This window comes from Bradyrhizobium sp. HKCCYLS2038, assembly GCF_051167655.1.
In the GTDB taxonomy this organism is placed as follows: Bacteria; Pseudomonadota; Alphaproteobacteria; order Rhizobiales; family Xanthobacteraceae; genus Bradyrhizobium.
On the sequence record NZ_JBNPTM010000005.1, the window covers coordinates 62,903 to 82,845 of the forward strand.

Consider the following 19,943-nt stretch of genomic DNA (forward strand, 5'->3'; position numbering starts at 1 on the left):
CAGACGCCGGGCATGCATTGCGATGTGACTGCTCAACATATGATGGTGTTTGCATGTTCTGTATTCGTCGGCCTGTCATGACCGGCGCTGCACCTTAGAATCGCGGTGCAATTTCCGCTATGGTCCAACAGCAGACATCCAGTGCGCTGGTTCACGTTGACTTAGTCGCCACGAACGCCACGGCAAACTTGCACCACCGCGGGACGTCGCTGGCGAACTCGAAGAAGTCATCGAAATAGACGAGGCCCAGATCGATGAGCCTCCGCGTCAGAGATGCGAGTGCCTCTGGACCGAAGCTTGGACCAAAAGAGAGTAGCTCCTCATCAGCACCGTGCGGCTTATCCGTCTCAAGGGCATCAAGTACGGCCTGATACGATACGCCCCTTTCGGTCAAGGCGCGCCGACGGATGACAATCCCGTATTCAGCGATGACGGCAACGAAATTCATTCTCACTCCGTTGGTCGTAAGATATCTCCGAGCCTCAGATTTACCGAACCATGCGACGTCTTCAATGGGTCACGTACTGCCGCCCCGAACGAACTAGTATCACGGCTGGCGTACCTCGGATGGTTGCCGACTTGATGCAGCGCCGCAAGTCGGCAGCCTCCGGGGCCATTCAGGGCCCGGTCGCGCGGCCCTGTCACGTCCGTAATTCGCCGTTCCGGACCTCCCGGTCGGGGCGAAGCAGGTCTACTTGTCGAGATGCAACCGGAAGTAAGCCGCCCGACAACCGAGGTCTGGTTGTGACCCAGACGGACATTCGGGCCTGTTCGCTTCTCGGCTTGATTTGTCGCTCGGTTCTCATGAACATGTTGGTACTGGCCTGTCTCGGATCGAAGTGGCCTAATTTGAAATACGCAGTGGCCTACTTTGCGAACCAAAGCCGCAGGCTGGCGAACAAGCACATCGCGCCGACCGAGCCCCAGATCACCGTCACTGGCATGAGAGTGCGCGGCTCTGGATAGAGGGTGCTGCACAGAAGCCCGAGAATGCTGCCGAGGAAGAAGCATCCGACGAGGCCCAAAACCCAAATTGCGATTATGCGCATGTAGTTCTTCTCCAAGGCCGCCTCGGTGGGCGGCCTCCTTCAATATCAGGCCAAACCTGCAATGTCCCCTGATGGCCCGTTCCGGACCCACAGCCGGATCGCGACGGTGTCTGCAATTTGGCTCAACCGGAAGGAGGTGCTCGGCGTAGCGCAGGCCCGCTTGTGATCCATTGCTGACTTCCCTTGGCGTTCCCAAATCTGGTCCGATTGCGTCAAGAGAACGGAAACATATCAAATGGAAATATTCACAGTTCGAGAGGCCAGGCTCGATGAGCAACGTGAATTAACGCGCCTCTGTATCCAAGCGACAATGCACGCGGGACACGACGAGGCGTTCATTGATCGAACCATGCCTGCGCTTACAATTACGGTGCCGTTGATTAGTGCGAAATTTGTGCAAGTGGCAGAAGACGGAGCCGGCAAAACAGTCGGCGTCGTTGCGGTGACGCCAACGTCTCTTCAAGGAATTGCGCAGCTCCACGGCCTTTATGTCGACCCGACAAATTGGAAGCGAGGGGTCGGTCGCGTTCTTTTCGGCGCAGCTATCGTTCGCGCAAAGCTGATGAAAGCCGGAGCCCTATTTATCACTGCCGAACCTACAGCGGAGGGCTTCTATGAGCGAATGGGGGCCATTAGGATCGGGGAAGGACCGTTTTACTTCTCACCAGAAACCATCTTGCCCTCCCTCCTGTACGTCATCCCATCCAAGGCCTGAGGCAGGATCATTGGCGCATTGTCTCGCCGCTTCTGACCGGAATCAGACCCTGACTTCCAGGAATCTTAACTCTTGTCCGGCATCTAAGTACCCTAGCCGTTGGATTTGAGAAAAACTCTCGCGCGCCTGGGCTGACGCGCCTGGGACCGTCTGGGAGGCCGTCGATGGCTCAAGGAAGTTCGAGGCCGCGTATCGGCGAAGGGCGCATCGGCAGTTCGCTCTGTGCCGCGATCGGCGTGCTCAGCGTCGCGGCGGTGCTATGCCTGCGCTACCCCGCTTTTCTCACGACGCCTGAGCTGCGCGTCCATTACGACGTCGAGCTGCTCCGCCTCACGCTTGCGATCGCCATGGTCGTCGGTGCCTGGCTCGGCGTGGTCGGGATCGTGCTTGGCGGCCCGCGGGTGCAGGCGGCAATCGGTCTCAGCATGCTCTTCCTCGCCACGCTGCTGGGCGGGCCCTACGTGCCGACACCGGATTTTCTCCAGCCGCGCGTCTATCTCGGCCTCGACTGGCTGGTGCTCGATCTCTTCTTCACCGGCGCCGCCTTCGTGCTGCTCGAATGGGTCTTCCCACGGGTGCGGCCGGAGCAAGGGCCGCTCAGCCCCGGCTGGAAGCTCGATCTCGCCTATTTCGGCGTCAACCACCTGCTGATCGGCGTCTTCCTGGTGGTCTCGACACATGTTGCCCATGACTATTTCAACTGGGCGATCAGCCCGTCACTGCAGGCGCATGTCGTGGCGCTGCCGGCGATCGTCCGCTTCGTGCTGGTGATCCTGGCGGCCGATGCCGTCGAATACGTCGCCCACCGCGCCTATCACGAGGTGCCGTGGTTGTGGCGCATCCATGCGGTCCATCATTCGCCCGAGCACATGGACTGGCTCTCGGGATCGCGCCTGCATTTCTTCGAGCCATTGGCCACGCGCGCCCTGGTGCTCGTGCCGATCGTCCTGCTCGGCTTCCCGCAGGACACGATCTTCGCCTATCTCATCTTCATCTCCGTGCAATCGGTGCTGATCCATTCGAACATCAAGATGGATGTCGGCTGGCTGCGCTACGTGATCGTCACGCCGCAATTCCATCACTGGCACCATGCGTCGGACGCCGAGGCCCTCGACAAGAACTACGCGGCACACACGCCGCTGTTCGATATGCTGGGCGGAACCTGGCACCTGCCCAAGGACCGCTGGCCTGTCAACTACGGCACGGTGAAGCCGATTCCCGGTGGCATGCTTGGCCAGTTCATGCACCCCTTCGTCGGGCCGGTGCAGGAATTCCTCGAACATCGGAAGCCATGACGCGGCGCGTTCCGCAGTTGACGGCACGAGAGTCGCAGCGCGTTTGCTGTCACAGAGGGAAATCGGGTGCGAGCATGCCCTGCCCGCTCGCAGACCTCCGAGAAACATTTCGTTTTGATCCAGAGCAAGGTGCTCTCGCGCTTCGATGTGCATGCTGCGAGGACCCCTTGGAGGTGCAGCGATGCGTCCCAACTTCACACGGCCGGAGCTTCAGAACGAGTTGGGGCGCGGCGCATGCCGTGCGGTACGGGGATTGCGGTGCCATGGAGGGATGTCTTGGTAAGTCCCGTCAAGAAGCCCCCAGTCCTGGGGAGACGCCCCGTCCAACTCGAGACGACCGTGGCGAAGGGCGGAACTAGCACCCCAAACATCGTCCACCCGGACGGTCATGACACCGCGTTCTCGATCCCCGCCGGCAAGACGTTCGTCATAACCGATATCTCCATCCAGCGGCTGTCCGTCCATGGTACGGCGATCTTGTTGGAGGTCTCGCTGACGCAGGATATTCCCCCCAGCGGAGGAACGACAAATCGCTGGAGCTTCGTCGGGCAGACGACCACCAATGTCGAGCGGACCTTCAGCACCGGAGTTGCCTTCTCGACGCCGTTCGTGGTGACAAACGGCAGCGAAAGCGGCGACGCGGTTGTCGTTCGACTTTGGGGGTTCTTCCGATAACGATCGAACTGGCGCGCGCCATTTCTGGTCCGGAGGCCGCTTTCGCCAGCTCAAGATCCGGCCCCGCTTCGGCCTGGCGTTCATATCGCCGCCGCGGGTAAGCGCTGGGCGTCGAGCAAAACACTGTTGCACATGATCCTTAGGCAAAACGAGACCGGCTTTCAGGTCCGGAGATTTCCAGCTTAGCCAGCGCCTAGCGGCGCGCAGCCATCGCCCGTCGGGACCCCGGGTCGGCCCGAGCGGGTCCTCGCGCGACCTCCATTGCATGTGGATATTGCGACGCACTGTCTCCGTTTCCCATGTCAGCTTCTCTCATGTCAGCGCCGAAAGGAACGGGCATCCAAGTCATGAGTTCTTGTCCGATATCGGACGAGTCAGATGCTGCAAGATCTCGAAGCCCGTACAATCGCCAAGGTCACCGCGCGCCTCGTTCCGTTTCTGGTCGTCTGCTACTTCGTCGCCTATCTCGACCGGGTGAATGTCGGGTTCGCCGCACTCACCATGAATGCGGATCTCGGCCTGTCGCAGACGGCGTTCGGCTTTGGCGCGGGCATCTTCTTCGTCGCCTATTTCATCTTCGAAGTGCCGTCCAACCTGCTGCTGGAGCGCTTTGGCGCGCGCACCTGGATTGCGCGGATCATGCTGAGCTGGGGCGTGCTGTCCGGGCTGATGGCCTGCCTGCCCTGGATCTCCCGGGTGTCCGGGCTCGGCAATGAATACAGCTTCTATCTATTGCGTGTCCTGCTCGGCGTCGCCGAGGCCGGCTTCTTTCCCGGCATCATCTTCTATCTCACGCTCTGGTTTCCGGCGGAGCATCGCGCCCGGATCATCGGCTATTTCATGGCCGCGATCCCGCTCTCGACCGTGATCGGCGCGCCGATCTCCGGCTTGCTGCTCTACCTGCATGGCGGCTTCGGGCTGACCGGCTGGCAATGGCTGTTTCTCATCGAGGCGATCCCCGCCATCATCCTCGCGGTCGTCGTGTTCTTCTATCTGACGGATCGCCCGGAGGTCGCCGGCTGGCTGGCGCGGGACGAACAGGACTGGCTCACCCGCCGCCTGCTGGTCGAGCGCCGCCAGCGCGAGGCTGTCAGGTCCTACACGGTCTCCGAGGTGTTGTTCGATCGCCGCGTGCTCGCGCTCAGCCTGATCTATTTCGGCGCGGTCGCGACCAATTACGGCCTGAGCTTCTTCCTGCCGCAGATCGTCAAGGCGTTCGGGCTCAACACCTTCCTGACGACGGTCGTATCGGCGGCGCCATATCTGGTCGGCGTGATCGGCATGGTCTGGTGGGGCCGGCGCTCCGATCAGGCGGCGGAGCGCACCTATCACGCGGCGATCCCGCTGTCTATTGCGTCCGCCGGACTCGTCCTGGCCGTGCTGTTCGCCGATCCGACCCTCAAGATGCTCGCGTTCTGTATTGCAGGATTCGGGATCTTCGCCTGCCTGCCGGTATTCTGGACGTTGCCGACCGCGTTTCTGTCGGGCGCCGCGGCGGCCGCTGGAATTGCCGTCATCAACTCGATCGGCAACCTGGCGGGATTTGCCGGCCCGTTCGCGATGGGCTGGCTGAGGGATCATACCGGCAGCTACACGGCAGGTCTGCTGCTGCTCGCCGGCCTAGGCATCATCGCGATGGGCATCGTGCTTGCAGTGGGCCACGACCCCGCGCTCGAACGCGCGCCCGCTTCGCCGTCGGAGTAGCGGCTGAACAGGAAGACCGCGTCTTCACAGGCGATCCACTCCGGTCAAGACCGCTCGCCAACAGCCATGCGCTGATCAAACCAGCCCAGCCCCTCTTCCGTCATCGTCCGCGGCTTGTACTCGCAGCCGATCCAGCCGCTGTAGCCGATCGCGTCGAGGTGGCGGAACAGGAAGGGGTAGTTGATCTCGCCGGTGCCGGGCTCGTGGCGGCCGGGATTGTCGGCGAGCTGGATGTGCGCGATGCGGGCGAGATGCTTCTGCATGGTGCGGGCGAGATCGCCCTCCATGATCTGCATGTGATAGATGTCGTACTGCACGAACAGATTGTCGGACTCGACGTCCGAGATCAGCTGCAGCGCCTGGGCGGTGCGGTTGAGGAAGAAGCCGGGAATGTCGAGCGTGTTGATCGGCTCGATCAGGAGCTTGATCCCCTGCGCCTTCAACGCGGTCGCGGCGAAGCGCAGGTTGCGCACCAGCACCTGGTTGAGCTCGCGCGGATCGGCATCATCGGGCGCGATCCCGACCAGGCAGTTCAGCTGCCGGCAGTCGAGGGCCCTGGCGTATTCGATCGCGCGGCGCACGCCGTCGCGGAAGTCGTCGACACGATCCGGCAGGATCGCGATGCCGCGCTCGCCGGCCGCCCAGTTGCCGGCGGGTAGATTGTGCAGCACCTGGGTCAGGCCGTGGCGGGCGAGCTGCTCGCGCAGCTCGGTCTTGTCGAATTCGTACGGGAACAGATATTCGACGCCGCTGAAGCCGGCCGCCTTGGCGGCGGCGAAGCGCTCCATGAACGGCAGCTCGTTGAACAGCATCGTGAGATTGGCGGCAAAGCGCGGCATGACGTGATCCTCGACTGAGTGCGATGGCTGCGGTCAGGCCGGCTGCAGCGTGCGGGCCGGCTCGGCCGGCGTCTCGTCCACCGGCAGATCGAGCACCTCCTCGAACTCCACGACGTTGTCGATCTCCGTGCCCATCGCGATATTGGTGACGCGTTCGAGCACGAACTCGACCACCACAGGCACCTGGTAATCCGCCATCCATTCGCGCGCGGTCGCGAACGCCGCCTGCGCCTGGCGCGGATCGGTGACGCGGATCGCCTTGCAGCCGAGGCCTTGCGCGACCGCGACGTGGTCGACGCCGTAGCCGCCGACCTCCGGCGCATTGATGTTGTCGAACGACAGCTGCACCTGATAGTCCATCGAGAAGCCGCGCTGGGCTTGGCGGATCAGGCCGAGATAGGCGTTGTTCACGACGACGTGGATGTAAGGCAGGTTGAACTGGGCGCCGACCGCGAGCTCCTCGATCAGGAACTGGAAGTCGTAGTCGCCCGACAGCGCGACGATCTCGCGCTTGGGATCGGCAGCGCGGACCCCGAGCGCGGCCGGTAGCGTCCAGCCGAGCGGGCCCGCCTGCCCGGCGTTGATCCAGTGACGCGGGTGGTTGACGCTGAGGAACTGCGCGCCACCGATCTGCGACAGGCCGATGACGCTGACATAGCAGGTGTCGCGGCCGAACGCCTTGTTCATCTCGTGATAGACGCGCTGCGGCTTGATCGGCACCTGATCGAAATCGCTGCGGCGGAGCATCGTGCGCTTGCGGTCCTGGCACGCCGCCGGCCAGGCCTGCCGCTCGCGCAAGCGACCCGCCTTGCGCCATTCGCGCGCGACGGTGATGAACATCTCCAGCGCGGCTTTGGCATCGGAGACGATGCCGAGCTCGGGATTGAACACGCGGCCGATCTGGGTCGGCTCGATGTCGACATGTACGAAAGTGCGGCCCTTGGTGTAGGTCTCGAGCGAGCCGGTGTGGCGGTTGGCCCAGCGATTGCCGATGCCGAGCACGAAATCGGACTCCAGGAAATTGGCGTTGCCGTAACGGTGGCTGGTCTGCAGGCCGACCATGCCGGCCATCAGCACATGATCGTCGGGAATGGCGCCCCACCCCATCAGGGTCGGCACGACAGGCACGTTGACGATCTCGGCGAAGGTGACGAGCAGATCGCTGGCATCGGCGTTGATGATGCCTCCGCCGGCGACGATCAGCGGACGCTCGGACGCATTGAGCATCTCCAGCGCCTTCTCGACCTGCTTGCGGGTCGCCGCGGGCTTGTAGACCGGCAGCGGCGCGTAGGTCTCGTCGTCGAACTCGATCTCGGCGAGTTGCACGTCGAGCGGCAGATCGATCAGCACCGGACCCGGGCGGCCCGAGCGCATGATGTGGAAGGCCTGGCTGAACACCCGCGGCACCAGGCCGGGCTCGCGCACCGTCACCGCCCACTTCGTCACCGGCTTGGCGATCTGCTCGATGTCGACGGCCTGGAAATCCTCCTTGTAGAGCCGCGCGCGCGGCGCCTGGCCGGTGATGCAGAGGATTGGAATGGAGTCGGCAATGGCCGAATAGAGCCCGGTGATCATGTCGGTGCCGGCCGGGCCCGACGTGCCGATGCACACACCGACATTGCCGGCCTTGGCGCGGGTATAGCCCTCCGCCATGTGCGAGGCGCCCTCGACGTGGCGGGCGAGAATGTGGCGGATCGAGCCGCGCCGTTGCAGCGCAGAATAAAGCGGATTGATCGCCGCCCCGGGAACGCCGAAGGCGCAAGCGACGCCCTCCTTCTCCAAGATCCGCACCGCAGCATCGATCGCCCGCATCTTCGCCATCTCGCGTCTCCCGTTTGGTTGATGCGCGAGGATCGCTGCTGACGGGTGCGATCTCAATTCAGTCGTCGATTTTTCCCACGATGCAGAATGCTTGGCAAAACATGCTCATCCTCAATTAGTTGCGACTGAGATGGGATGACATGAACTGATGAGTTGCGGCGCGTCGACGCTATTCGAACAGCGGCGCGAGCTCCATCTGCGGCACCAGCACGAGGCCCTTGTCGGTGATACGAATTTCCGGAATGACCGATAGGGGAATCAGATTGAAGCCCATGTAGGGAATGGTGCAGCCCGCCTCGACCCATTCCGTCTTCAAAAGCTTCACCTCCTCCGCAACTTCGACGACGCGCTTGTCGGAGAGCAGGCCTGCGATCGGCAAGGGAACCATCGCCCTCACCTTGCCGTCGGCAACGACGCAGACGCCGCCCTGCTGCGCGCCGATTGCGGCGACGGCGGCCTGCATGTCGGCCTCATTGGTGCCGGCGACGATGATGTTGTGGCTGTCATGGCCGACGCTGGAGGCGACCGCGCCGCGCTTCAGGCCAAAGTCCTTCAGGAGGCCATGCGCGACATTGCCGGCGGACTTGCCGTGGCGCTCGATGACGGCGACGAAGCACAGGCCATGGCGCGCGAACAGCGTCTCCCAATCATTGGCCGGCTCGATCGCGACCTTCTCGTGGATCAGCGTGATGCCCGGCAGCGCGGTCTTGATCGCGTTGACGGTGCAGGCCTTGGCAGGAAGCTCCGGCGTCAGTTTCATCTGAGCCGGCAGCTTCACGGTGGCATAGGCGGCTTTCGGGTACTGATAGCGTTGCGACAGCGCCTGATCGAGCCGCGCGGTGATCTTGCCCTTGTCGACAACGAGCTCGCCGCCATACCAGGTCGATTGCGGCTTCAGGCCGTCGTCAAGCAGCACGAGGTCGGCGCGGCGGCCGCCGCCGAGCCCGCCGATCTCGCCGTCCATCGCGAAGCGCGTCGCGCCGTGCAGCGAGCCCATCGACCACGCCTGCTCCGGCGACATCCCGGCCTTCACGGCTTCGCGCACCACCCAGTCGAGGCCGAACAGCATGAGATCGTCGGCATCGCGATCGTCGGTGCAGACGGCGGTGCGCTTGTGCGAGGCACCGAGCTCGGTGATCGTGCGGATCGCCTGCGGCAAACTGTGCCACGGCGTCGTCGGCGGGCCGCCGCGCAGAAAGATCCAGACGCCGGCATCGAGCAGATCATCGGCGATGTCGCGGTCGATCGCCTCATGCGTATCGGTGACGCCGCTCGCCGCATAGGCGGCGACGAATTCGCGGCCATAGACGTGGCCGGACACCGGCCGCCCGCGCTGCAGGGCCGCTGCAAGGATGGCGTGGCTGCGCTCGTCGCCCATGCAGACCGGCACGAAATCCATCTTCTCGCCGAGCGCCACCGCCTCCGGCCAGCGGTCGAACAGGCCGGCGATCTTGTCCGGCGTAAGGTCGCCGCCGGCGGTCTCCAGCGCCGCCGATGTCGCCGGCACGGTGGAGGGCACGGTGAGGAAGATCGACAGCGGCGCCTGCCGCGCGTCCTCCAGCATCGCCTCGACGCCGGCGACGTCCATCACATTGCCGATCTCGTGGCTGTCGCAGAAGATCGTCGTGGTGCCGTTGAGCAGCGCCGCCTCGGCATAGGCGCAGGCCGTCACCATCGAGGACTCGATGTGGATGTGCGGATCGACCAACCCCGGCGCGATGATGCCGCCGGCCGCGTCGTGGATCGCGAAGCCCCTGGGAAGTGCCTTGTGCGCGCCGGCCGGCTTGACTGCCGCGACCCGTCCGCCGGTGATCCAGAGCTCGCGGTTCGGGTGGATGCGCTCGGAATAGGTCGACAGCACACGCGCGCCGGTAATGACGAGATCGGGCGCCGCGCGGCTCGATGCGACATCGGCGAGCCGCCGCGTCATGGTGTACAGGGGGGCGACCGAAAAGCGCGTGAGTTTGGTCATGGCAGGCTCCCTGGGCGAGTTGCGTGATCCGATACGGATGGTTGCGCGCGAGCGGGGTGTCGGCAAGCCCAAATACCGCTTGGCGCCTGCTCACCCCTTGAGCAAGGTGAACGGCCAGCCGCGCGTGCGGCCTGATCGTGGCACAGGCTCTCTGCCGTCATTCCGGGGCATCGCGTTAGCGATGAGCCCGGAATCCATAACCACGACCGGTTGTTTGTCGAAGACAAGCGCCACCGCCAGTTCGCGACTCATGACGGCCTGCGGCTATGGATTCCGGGCTCGCGCTGCGCGCGCCCCGGAATGACGAGGACAGAGCTCGGATGTTCGCTGCGGGCGACTGGCTGCCATTTCAAGTGACAGTCACCAAGGCTGTGCCTCGACCATCGGCTCGCAGTCAATCGGGCCGAGATTCCCCTTGCCGGGCCACCGGCCCCACTCCCCCGAGCGCCGCTGTCAGCTCCGCCGCAATATCCCGCACCATTCCCCCGACCACCGGCACCCGCTCTTCCGTCAGCCTGCTCGCCAGGCCCGAGACCGAGATCGCGGCCAGCGGCTCGCGGCAGGAATCGTGGACGACGGCGGCGATGCAGCGCAGGCCGAGGCGGGCTTCCTCGTCGTCGACGGCGTAGCCCTGGCGGCGGATGGTCTCGAGTTCGCGGAACAGGTCGCTGGCGCGGATGATCGACTTCTCGGTCAGGCGCGGCATGCCCTGGCGGTGGATGATGGCGTTGACGTCATCGTCGGAATAGGTCGCGAGCACCGCCTTGCCCATGCCGGAGGTGACCATCGAGAGGCGGCCGCCGACCTTGGTCAGCGAACGCATGATCTCGCGGCTCTCGAGCCGCAGCAGCACCATCAGCGACTCGTCGTCGACGACGGCGAGGTTGGCGGTCTCGCGCGACTGGTCGCGCAGGCGCCGCAGATAGGGAATCGCCAGCGCGACGAAATTGCGCCGGCGGGTGAAGGTCGCGCCGACAGCAAAGCTCTGCGCGCCGACATGCCATTTCGATTCCAGGCGGTCGAACTGGACGAAGCGGCGCTTCTCCAGCGTCGTCAGCAGGCGATGAACGGTGGAAGTCGAGAGGCCGGCCCGGACGGCGAGATCGCTGAGGCGATAGCCTTCGTCGTCTTCGGCGAGAATTTCCAGGATCTGCAGCGCGCGGCCGACGGATTGCACACCGCCGTCGCGGGGCTCGGCCGCGGCATCTGCGCGTGGCTCAATCGTCTTGCGACGGATCACGTGGCGCCTCTCTGCGCGACCCTCTCAGGGGCGGCGTCGTTGCAGGACGGACGGATCTTGCTTCGTCACGCTATCAAAGAAAGTGCCGCCCCGGCCATAGCCGGAGCGGCATTCGCGTCGATTTGACTTAGAGCAGGCCCGCGCCGCGCGCCCACTTGTACTTGGCGCCGAGCACCTCGACCGGCAGCTCGGTCGAATAGGCGTAGGCCGGGATGCCGTTCTGGTAGAGATATTCGGCGGCCTCCTCGACCTCGACGTCGCCGGCGAGCGAGGCAACCATCGGCTTGACGAAGCCCTTGGCCTCCATCTCCTTCTTCACCTCGACCATGTTGCGCGCGAACACCATCGGCGGGGTCACGATCGTGTGCCAGTAGCCGAGGATCAGCGCGTGGATGCGGTCGTCCGACAAGCCGAGCTTGACCGTGTTCACATAGGTGATCGGCGGCTCGCCACCGGTGATGTCGACCGGGTTGCCGGCGGCACCGAACGGCGGGATGAACTTGCGGAAGGCGGCATCGAGATCCGGCGGCATCGCCATCAGCGACAGGCCGTTGTCGACGACCGCGTCGGACAAGAGCACGCCCGAACCGCCAGCGCCGGTGATGATGAGGACGTTCTCACCCTTCGGCGTCGGCAGCACCGGCACACCGCGGGCGAACTCGAGCAGCTGGCGCAAGCTGCGGGCGCGGATGACGCCGGACTGCTTCAGCACGTCCTCGTAGATCTTGTCGTTGCCGGCGAGCGCGCCGGTGTGCGACGAAGCCGCCTTGGCGCCGGCCGAGGTGCGGCCCGCCTTCAGCACGATGACCGGCTTCTTCTTGGAGACGCGCTTGGCGGCTTCCGCGAAGGCGCGGCCGTCCTTGAGATCCTCGCAGTGCTGCGCGATCAGGTTGGTGTTCGGGTCCTGCTCGAAGAAGGCGAGCAGATCGTCCTCGTCGATGTCGGACTTGTTGCCGAGGCCGACGATCGCCGACACGCCCATCTTCGCCGAGCGCGAGAAGCCGATGATCGCCATGCCGATGCCGCCCGACTGCGACGACAGCGCGGCGTGGCCCTTGACGTCATAGGCGGTGCAGAAGGTCGCGCAGAGATTGGCCGGCGTATAGTAGAAGCCGTAGATGTTCGGCCCCATCAGGCGGACGTTGTACTTCTTGCCGATCTCGACGATCTCGGCCTGCAGCTCGGGCTCGTTGGCTTCGGCAAAGCCCGACGGGATCAGCACCGCGCCGGGGATCTGCTTCTCGCCGCATTCGGTCAGCGCGCCGGCGACGAACTTGGCGGGGATCGCGAACACGGCGGTGTCGATCACGCCGGGGACGTCCTTGACGCTCTTATAGGCCTTGTAGCCGAGGATCTCGGAGGCCTTCGGGTGGATCGGATAGATCTGGCCCTTGTAGCCGCCATTGATCAGGTTCTTCATCACCGAGTTGCCGATCTTGCCGTCCTCGGCGGAGGCGCCGATCACGGCGACCGCCTGGGGCTTCATGATGCGGTTCATCGCGGTGACGATTTCGTCGTTCGAGCGCGGTGCCGGACGCGGCTTGTAGTCGAAATCGACGACGATGCGGACGTCGGCGGCAATCGCGCCGTTCTTGGTCGCGAACACCGGGTTGAGGTCGAGCTCGACCATCTCAGGGAAATCGCTGACCAGCTGCGACACCTTGACGATGACATCCGCCAGCGCCTCGCGGCTGACCGCATCGCCGCCGCGGACGCCCTTGAGCATCTCATGAGCCTGGATGCCGTCGAGCATCGACAGCGCATCTTCCTTGGTCGCGGGGGCGAGACGGAATGTCACATCCTTCAGCACCTCGACCAGCACGCCGCCGAGGCCGAAGGCCACCAGCTTGCCGAACGAGCCGTCGGTGATCGAGCCGACGATGACCTCGGTGCCGCCGGTCAGCATCTGCTGCACCTGGATGCCTTCGATCTTGGCGTCGGCCTTGTACTTCTTCGCATTCGCGAGAATGGTCTCGTACGCCTTCTGCGCGTCGTCGGCGGTCTTGACGCCGACGATGACGCCGCCGGCCTCGGTCTTATGGAGAATGTCCGGGGAAACGATCTTCATGACGACCGGGAAACCCATGTCGCCGGCCATCTTGGCCGCCTCGGCCGCCGACTTCGCCACACCTTCCTTCGGCACCGGAATGCCATAGGCGTCGCAGACCAGCTTGCCCTCGGGCGCGGTTAGGCTGGTGCGTTTGTCGGCCTTAACCCGATCCAGTACTGCACGGATCGTGGCTTTGGCGTGGGCGGCGTCTGACATTGGGGCTTCCTCCTGGAGATTGGTGTCGTCGTTTATGGCATTTGGTATGCCAGAAGCAAACTTTGTCAAGGTCAGCGAAGGTGTGGAAACGCTGAAAAAGCACGCAGCTTGACAGTCTGGCATCTGGTATGCCAAAAATCTTGGACGTAAAATGCTGTAAACAGACATCTCCCAAGGAGAGGAGATCGGTCTTGTCTACAGAGAAAACAAGCAAGGCATTGCCCATCATGGCCGAGGCCGACATCGCGATCGCTCGCATTGCCCCGGAGACGAGCTTCAAGAACAAGGCCTATGAGGCCTTGCGCGAAGCGATCCTGAAGATGGACATCTACGCGTCGCCGGAGCCGGTGATGCTCGACGAGCGCGCGCTGTCCGAGCGTCTCGGTGTCAGCCGCACGCCCATTCGCGAAGCGATCGCGATGCTGGAGCAGGACGGGTTCGTCAAGACCGTGCCGCGCCGTGGCATCGTCGTTGTCAGGCGGACCAAGAGCGAGATCGTCGACATGATCCGCGCCTGGGCCGCGCTGGAAAGCATGGCCGCGCGCATGATCACGACGATCGCGCGCAAGAAGGACATCACGGCGCTGCGGGACTACTTCAAGGATTTCGGCAAGGACCGCCCGCCGCAGGAGCACATCGAGGAATATTCCAAGGCGAACATCGCATTTCATCAGGCGCTGATCTCGCTGTCGGAATCGCCCGTCCTCGTCGACATGACCAACGACATTCTGCTGCACGTGCGCGGCTATCGCCAGCTCACGATCGGACGTACCGATCGTATTGCGGCCTCCCTGCCCGAGCATCTCGCGATCATCGAGGCGCTGGAGGAACGCAACACCGAGCTCGCCGAGAAGCTCGCCCGCGATCACACGCTGGGCCTCGCCACCTACGTCGAGACTCACGGGCAGGAACTATTCAGCTGATCGTCAGCTGACACGATCAAACAGAAGAAGACGCCGAAGGCGTCTTCAAGAGACGACCAGGGAGAGAGGCGCATGCCGCAGACTGCTGTTAAGACCGAGGCACCGGATACCCACCAGGAACTGACAGACGGCTTCCATCTCGTCATCGACGCGATGAAGCTGAATGGGATCGATACGATCTACAACGTCCCGGGGATTCCGATCACCGACCTCGGCCGCATGGCGCAGGCTGAAGGCATCCGCGTGCTCTCCTTCCGTCACGAGCAGAACGCCGGCTACGCCGCCGCGATCGCGGGCTTCCTCACCAAGAAGCCGGGCGTCTGCCTCACCGTCTCGGCGCCGGGCTTCCTCAACGGCCTGACCGCGCTGGCGCATGCCACGACCAACTGCTTCCCGATGATCCTGGTCTCGGGTTCGTCCGAGCGCGAGATCGTCGACCTGCAGCAGGGCGACTACGAGGAAATGGATCAGCTCGCGATCGCCAAGCCGCTGTGCAAGGCCGCGTTCCGCGTGCTGCACGCCCAGGACATCGGCATCGGCTTCGCCCGCGCGATCCGCGCCGCCGTATCGGGCCGTCCCGGCGGCGTCTATCTCGATTTGCCGGCAAAGCTGTTCGGCCAGGTGATGAACGCCCAGGCCGGCGCGGCGTCGCTGGTCAAGGTGATCGATCCCTCGCCGGCACAGATCCCCTCCCCCGACTCGGTCAAGCGCGCGCTCGACGTTCTCAAGAGCGCCAAGCGCCCGCTGATCATCCTCGGCAAGGGCGCGGCCTATGCGCAGGCTGACGAGGCCATCAAGACCTTCGTCGAGAAGAGCGGCGTGCCGTTCCTGCCGATGAGCATGGCCAAGGGCCTGCTACCCGACCTGCATCCGCAATGCGCTGGTGCTGCGCGCTCAACCGTGCTGAAGGATTCCGACGTCGTCATGCTGATCGGCGCCCGCCTCAACTGGCTGCTGTCGCACGGCAAGGGCAAGAGCTGGGGCGATGCTCCGAAGAAGTTCATCCAGGTGGACATCGAGCCGAAGGAGATGGACTCCAACGTCGAGATCGCGGCTCCCGTGGTCGGCGACATCGGCTCGGTCGTATCGGCCTTCTCGGACGCCATGGGCAGCAACTGGGCCAAGGCTCCGGTCGAGTGGCTGAGCGCCGTGCAGAAGAAGCGCGAGGACAACGTCGCCAAGATGGCGCCGCGGCTGATGAACAACAACTCGCCGATGGACTATCACGGCGCGCTCGGCGTGCTCCGCACCATCATCAAGGAGCGTCCGGACGCGATCCTGGTCAACGAGGGCGCCAACACGCTCGACCTCGCCCGCGGCGTGATCGACATGTACCAGCCGCGCAAGCGTCTCGACGTCGGCACCTGGGGCGTCATGGGCATCGGCATGGGATCGGCGATCGCCGCTGCGGTCGAGACCGGTAAGCCGGTGCTGGCGATCGAGGGCGACAGTGCCTTCGGCTTCTCCGGCATGGAAGTCGAGACCATCTGCCGCTACAATCTGCCGATCTGCGTCGTCATCTTCAACAATGACGGCATCTATCGCGGCACCGACCAGAACTCGGCGGGCGACGACCCGGCGACCACCGTGTTCGTCAAGGGCGCGCGCTACGATAAGATGATGGAAGCCTTCGGCGGCGTCGGCGTCAACGCCACCTCGCCGGACGAGCTGAAGCGCGCCGTCAACGCGGCGATGGATTCCGGCAAGCCGACCCTGATCAACGCCGTGATCGATCCCGCGGCGGGCTCGGAGAGCGGCCGTATCGGCAATCTCAATCCGCAGAGCGTGCTGACCAAGAAGAAGTAAGGCCACCCGCAAGACATCACCTGCCCGCTCCTGCGGGATGACCATTCGTTACGGAGAGGAACAACATGACCAAGGCGCTCGAGGGCGTTCGCATTCTCGACTTCACCCACGTCCAGTCTGGACCGACCTGCACCCAGCTTTTGGCCTGGTTCGGCGCCGACGTGATCAAGGTCGAGCGTCCGGGCGTGGGTGACATCACCCGCGGCCAGCTGCAGGACATTCCGAACGTGGACAGCCTCTATTTCACGATGCTGAACCACAACAAGCGGTCGATCACGCTCGACACCAAGAACCCGAAGGGCAAGGAAGTCCTGACCGAGCTGATCAAGAAGTGCGACGTGCTGGTCGAGAATTTCGGCCCCGGCGTGCTCGATCGCATGGGCTTCCCCTGGGAGAAGATCCAGGCCATCAACCCGAAGATGATCGTCGCCTCGATCAAGGGCTTTGGCCCCGGCCCCTACGAGGACTGCAAGGTCTACGAGAACGTCGCGCAGTGCACCGGCGGCGCCGCCTCGACCACCGGCTTCCGTGACGGCCTGCCGCTCGTCACCGGCGCGCAGATCGGCGATTCCGGCACCGGCCTGCACCTCGCGCTCGGCATCGTCACCGCGCTCTATCAGCGCACGCATTCCGGCAAGGGCCAGCGCGTCACGGCCGCGATGCAGGACGGCGTCTTGAACCTCTGCCGCGTCAAGCTGCGCGACCAGCAGCGCCTCGAGCGCGGCCCGATGAAGGAATACAGCCAGTTCGGCGAAGGCATCCCGTTCGGCGACGCCGTGCCGCGCGCCGGCAACGATTCCGGCGGTGGCCAGCCGGGCCGCATCCTGAAGTGCAAGGGCTGGGAGACCGACCCGAACGCCTACATCTACTTCATCACCCAGGCTCCGGTCTGGGAGAAGATCTGCGACGTGATCGGCGAGCCGACCTGGAAGACCGATCCGAACTACGCCAAGCCCGCCGCCCGCCTGCCGCGCCTGAACGAGATCTTCGGCCGCATCGAGCAGTGGACCATGACCAAGACCAAGTTCGAGGCCATGGACATCTTGAACGAGTTCGACATCCCCTGCGGCCCGATCCTGTCGATGAAGGAGATCGCCGAGGACGAGTCGCTGCGCAAGACCGGCACGCTGGTCGAGGTCGATCACCCGACCCGCGGCAAGTATCTCTCGGTCGGCAACCCGATCAAGCTCTCGGACAGCCCGGCCGACGTCACCCGCTCGCCGCTGCTCGGCGAGCACACCGACGAGATCCTCCGCCAGGTGCTCGGCTTCAGCGACCACCAGGTCGCCGACATCCACGACTCCGGCGCCCTCGATCCGCCGCGCAAGGAAGCCGCGGAGTAAGCGGCGATCTAAGCAACGGACAGGTGCGATAGCAGCGCCTGTCCCACCGACATCAAGCCGCCGGCATGCCCGGCGGCTTTTTGATTCGCAGGCTGGGAAACTGGATTTCTTTCGCTCCGCCCCTGCTGAAACCGTTGCCTCCTCCCATGGCCGGCGATCACGCCCTATCGACAATGTCTCGAACCGTGGGCACATTGGGGGTGGCGCAGTTGTTCCCCTCGCGACGGCGTATGATCCGTTGCTCAGTGGTTATCACCGCATGGCCTATTTCCGAGATCTCTCGCCATACCAATATCGTCGTTCTGAAGTTCTCGGCGCACAGAACGTAGGCTGGCTGGCCCTCGGCCACTCGTTTGCAACGGAACGGGCTCTGGAAAGCGATCTCGACCTGCTGTGGGAGCACTGCAAGCTGGCGGTCAACCAAACGCGCGGCCTGCACGACTGTGAGCTGTGTTCTGACTGGAGCTACGAGCGATTCCGTGTGACGCGGAATGGCGAGGCCGTCATGCTCGGCGACTCGGAAATCAGAGTGATCGGACCATCAGGACAGTCTTATGCCGCGCCAAGCATGATCTATCACTACGTCACCCAGCATCACTACAAGCCACCTGATGCCTTCCTTACCGCATTGCGGAGCGGGCCGCGCCCTCCATCGGAGGCATATTTTGCAGCTTTGAGAACGCGGCAGCTGGAATGGCGCTCAGCGGTCCGCTGACGGCACAAGGCTGCCGACACTGGGATGCACCAAGCCGTTTGCTGTCTCGTCCTCACGACATTACGATTTTGATGTCTTGCGCGACAGATGATAGAGAATCGTGATCTGCAGCCGGAAGTAGATGCCGTTGAGGAGCTGTCTCGGTGGCCGATTGGGTCCAAAAGGGCTGGTGGTTCGCTGTCCTGCTATCCATCGGGCTTCCATGTCTGCCACGCGCGGCATCTGCTCAAGACGATGCAATTGTTCGTGAGAGCTACGGACGTGCTGCCGAATACTGCCGGACGATCCGGCCGCGGAGTCTGATCACGCTCAGCCCGGACAAGCACACCCTGTGCCTCGACGCTGCGCTGCTTCCAGGCCTCGACGTTTTACCGGCAGAAACTCTCGAGCCCGGTGGACTCGTCGTCATCCGCAGCCTTGGCGGGAGGGAAGACAAGGCCCTCGAACTCGCCAAGCTCATTCGTGATCGCCACGCGACGGTCGTCGTCTACGACTATTGTTTCTCGGCCTGTGCCGAGTTCATCATGACCGCTCCCGACCATACGTTCGTGCTCAAGGACGCCCTCGTGCTTTGGCACAATCCCGGAAGCAGCGACCCGGCCGATCCATATTGTGCCTTCCTCAAGACGCCACGCGAGGGTGGCCCGAGAGCGTTCCGGCGTGGTCCATGTCGTGAGGGGGGCGACACCGTCGAATACTCATCGGCGCGCATAGCCCAGTATTTTCGGGAGAGAGCGATTGACCCATCGTCCGTGGCGCCGCCCGACAGCGCCCACGTCAGAAAGCGAGTGGCCAGCATCTACGCCGAGACGGGAGTGGACCGCGACATCCTATGGACGCTCCACCCGCGATACTATCCACGTCTTTTCAAGGCAAACATCGTCTTTGAATCCTATCCTCAAAGCCAGGAAGAAGTCGACGCCGCCGCTGCCAGATTGAGTATCAAATCCAAGATCATCTACGATCCATGAGCGCGGCGAGAGCACCGGCCGTGCTCGATGGGATATTGGGAGGCGGCGCTGGTATAGTTTTCGATTTCAGCGCCCCAGGATGGCCGTTGGTACCCAAGGCCGGATCTGGATTGCGGCAAGCGTGATCACGGCACATACTCCACCAGGGTGTGATCCTCCTCCCAGAGCTCGGCATCGATGATCTCTGCAATCCGTGTCCAATCCCCCTTGGCCAGGCCCGCGCCGATCTTGGGATAGCCGATGCGGCGCGCGGAGAATCTGGCTTTCACGTCCTTCATGACGTTTCTCACGGCAGCGTAGTCGACCAGAACCCCCGGTCCGCGCCAGTTGAACTGCGTATAGCCGTTGACGATCGTCAGCTGGTGGCCGCCACGGGTGACGATCGCAGTCGATATCGAGCCCAACTTTTCGCGGCTGCCCTTCGTCGTCGTCAGATCGGCCGCATAGGCCTCAGGAAAGATGTTCTTGATGGTCTTTGCAATCCCTGCTCCCATGGTGCACTGACAATTGCAGCCATGGACGATCACATCGAACGCACCGTCGAGCGCGAGCCTGATCAAATCTCCCTTGATGACCTTCATCGGCTTTCGTTTCGACTCCAAGTCGTTG

Annotated in this window: 17 protein-coding genes; 9 read left to right on the forward strand and 8 right to left on the reverse strand. The window is 63.7% G+C overall.

The genetic code is table 11. The features are described 5' to 3' along the window. Positions 1-151: 151 nt before the first annotated feature. Positions 152-448 carry a hypothetical protein gene (locus ACQR1I_RS22275; protein ID WP_434871069.1) on the reverse strand — a complete coding sequence of 99 codons (297 nt, stop codon included), beginning with the start codon at positions 446-448 and terminating at the stop codon, positions 152-154. A 418-nt stretch (positions 449-866) separates the two neighbouring features. Continuing rightward, positions 867-1,064, reverse strand: a complete 198-nt coding sequence (locus ACQR1I_RS22280) for a hypothetical protein (protein WP_434871070.1) — start codon at positions 1,062-1,064, stop codon at positions 867-869. 220 nt (positions 1,065-1,284) lie between these two features. Here ACQR1I_RS22280 and ACQR1I_RS22285 point away from each other — a divergent pair, with 220 nt between their 5' ends. The 4 genes from ACQR1I_RS22285 to ACQR1I_RS22300 all read left to right on the forward strand — a co-directional run bounded on the left by ACQR1I_RS22285 (position 1,285) and on the right by ACQR1I_RS22300 (position 5,438). Next, on the forward strand, positions 1,285-1,764 hold the full coding sequence (locus ACQR1I_RS22285) for a GNAT family N-acetyltransferase (protein WP_434871071.1): 480 nt from the start codon (positions 1,285-1,287) through the stop codon (positions 1,762-1,764). Positions 1,765-1,928: 164 nt separating this feature from the next. Continuing rightward, positions 1,929-3,059, forward strand: a complete 1,131-nt coding sequence (locus ACQR1I_RS22290) for a sterol desaturase family protein (protein ID WP_434871072.1) — start codon at positions 1,929-1,931, stop codon at positions 3,057-3,059. A gap of 339 nt (positions 3,060-3,398) precedes the next feature. After that, positions 3,399-3,734 (forward strand): hypothetical protein, encoded by a 336-nt coding sequence (locus tag ACQR1I_RS22295; RefSeq protein WP_434871073.1) that lies wholly within the window; start codon positions 3,399-3,401, stop codon positions 3,732-3,734. Between the two features lie 378 nt (positions 3,735-4,112). Then, on the forward strand, positions 4,113-5,438 hold the full coding sequence (locus tag ACQR1I_RS22300; protein ID WP_434871074.1) for an MFS transporter: 1,326 nt from the start codon (positions 4,113-4,115) through the stop codon (positions 5,436-5,438). A gap of 44 nt (positions 5,439-5,482) precedes the next feature. On the opposite strand, the gene hyi is transcribed toward ACQR1I_RS22300, so the two are convergent. From hyi to ACQR1I_RS22325, 5 genes are all read right to left on the reverse strand, one after another. After that, on the reverse strand, positions 5,483-6,277 hold the full coding sequence (gene hyi, locus ACQR1I_RS22305; RefSeq protein WP_434871075.1) for a hydroxypyruvate isomerase: 795 nt from the start codon (positions 6,275-6,277) through the stop codon (positions 5,483-5,485). 33 nt (positions 6,278-6,310) lie between these two features. After that, positions 6,311-8,098: a glyoxylate carboligase gene (gcl, locus tag ACQR1I_RS22310; RefSeq protein WP_434871076.1), complete on the reverse strand. Its 1,788-nt coding sequence runs from the start codon at positions 8,096-8,098 to the stop codon at positions 6,311-6,313. A gap of 169 nt (positions 8,099-8,267) precedes the next feature. Further along, positions 8,268-10,070 carry an adenine deaminase gene (locus ACQR1I_RS22315; protein ID WP_434871077.1) on the reverse strand — a complete coding sequence of 601 codons (1,803 nt, stop codon included), beginning with the start codon at positions 10,068-10,070 and terminating at the stop codon, positions 8,268-8,270. Positions 10,071-10,464: 394 nt separating this feature from the next. Beyond that, complete coding sequence (locus ACQR1I_RS22320) at positions 10,465-11,310, reverse strand: IclR family transcriptional regulator (RefSeq protein ID WP_434871078.1); 846 nt, start codon at positions 11,308-11,310, stop codon at positions 10,465-10,467. Between the two features lie 127 nt (positions 11,311-11,437). Next, positions 11,438-13,576 carry an acetate--CoA ligase family protein gene (locus ACQR1I_RS22325; protein WP_434871079.1) on the reverse strand — a complete coding sequence of 713 codons (2,139 nt, stop codon included), beginning with the start codon at positions 13,574-13,576 and terminating at the stop codon, positions 11,438-11,440. Between the two features lie 227 nt (positions 13,577-13,803). On the opposite strand from ACQR1I_RS22325, the gene ACQR1I_RS22330 reads away from it, so the two are divergent. The 5 genes from ACQR1I_RS22330 to ACQR1I_RS22350 all read left to right on the forward strand — a co-directional run bounded on the left by ACQR1I_RS22330 (position 13,804) and on the right by ACQR1I_RS22350 (position 19,334). Beyond that, positions 13,804-14,499 carry a GntR family transcriptional regulator gene (locus tag ACQR1I_RS22330; protein WP_434888841.1) on the forward strand — a complete coding sequence of 232 codons (696 nt, stop codon included), beginning with the start codon at positions 13,804-13,806 and terminating at the stop codon, positions 14,497-14,499. Between the two features lie 72 nt (positions 14,500-14,571). Continuing rightward, positions 14,572-16,305, forward strand: a complete 1,734-nt coding sequence (oxc, locus tag ACQR1I_RS22335) for an oxalyl-CoA decarboxylase (RefSeq protein WP_434871081.1) — start codon at positions 14,572-14,574, stop codon at positions 16,303-16,305. 65 nt (positions 16,306-16,370) lie between these two features. Continuing rightward, a complete protein-coding gene (gene frc / locus ACQR1I_RS22340) occupies positions 16,371-17,648 on the forward strand; it encodes a formyl-CoA transferase (RefSeq protein WP_434871082.1) in 1,278 nt (425 codons plus the stop codon). 259 nt (positions 17,649-17,907) lie between these two features. Then, positions 17,908-18,363, forward strand: coding sequence for a hypothetical protein (locus ACQR1I_RS22345; protein ID WP_434871083.1), 456 nt, complete (start codon positions 17,908-17,910; stop codon positions 18,361-18,363). 143 nt (positions 18,364-18,506) lie between these two features. Then, the gene (locus ACQR1I_RS22350) at positions 18,507-19,334 is read left to right on the forward strand and encodes a hypothetical protein (protein WP_434871084.1); all 828 of its coding nucleotides are present in this window, start codon (positions 18,507-18,509) and stop codon (positions 19,332-19,334) included. A 125-nt stretch (positions 19,335-19,459) separates the two neighbouring features. Here ACQR1I_RS22350 and ACQR1I_RS22355 read toward each other — a convergent pair whose 3' ends face one another. Continuing rightward, the gene (locus ACQR1I_RS22355; RefSeq protein ID WP_434871085.1) at positions 19,460-19,915 is read right to left on the reverse strand and encodes a macro domain-containing protein; all 456 of its coding nucleotides are present in this window, start codon (positions 19,913-19,915) and stop codon (positions 19,460-19,462) included. Positions 19,916-19,943 lie beyond the last annotated feature (28 nt).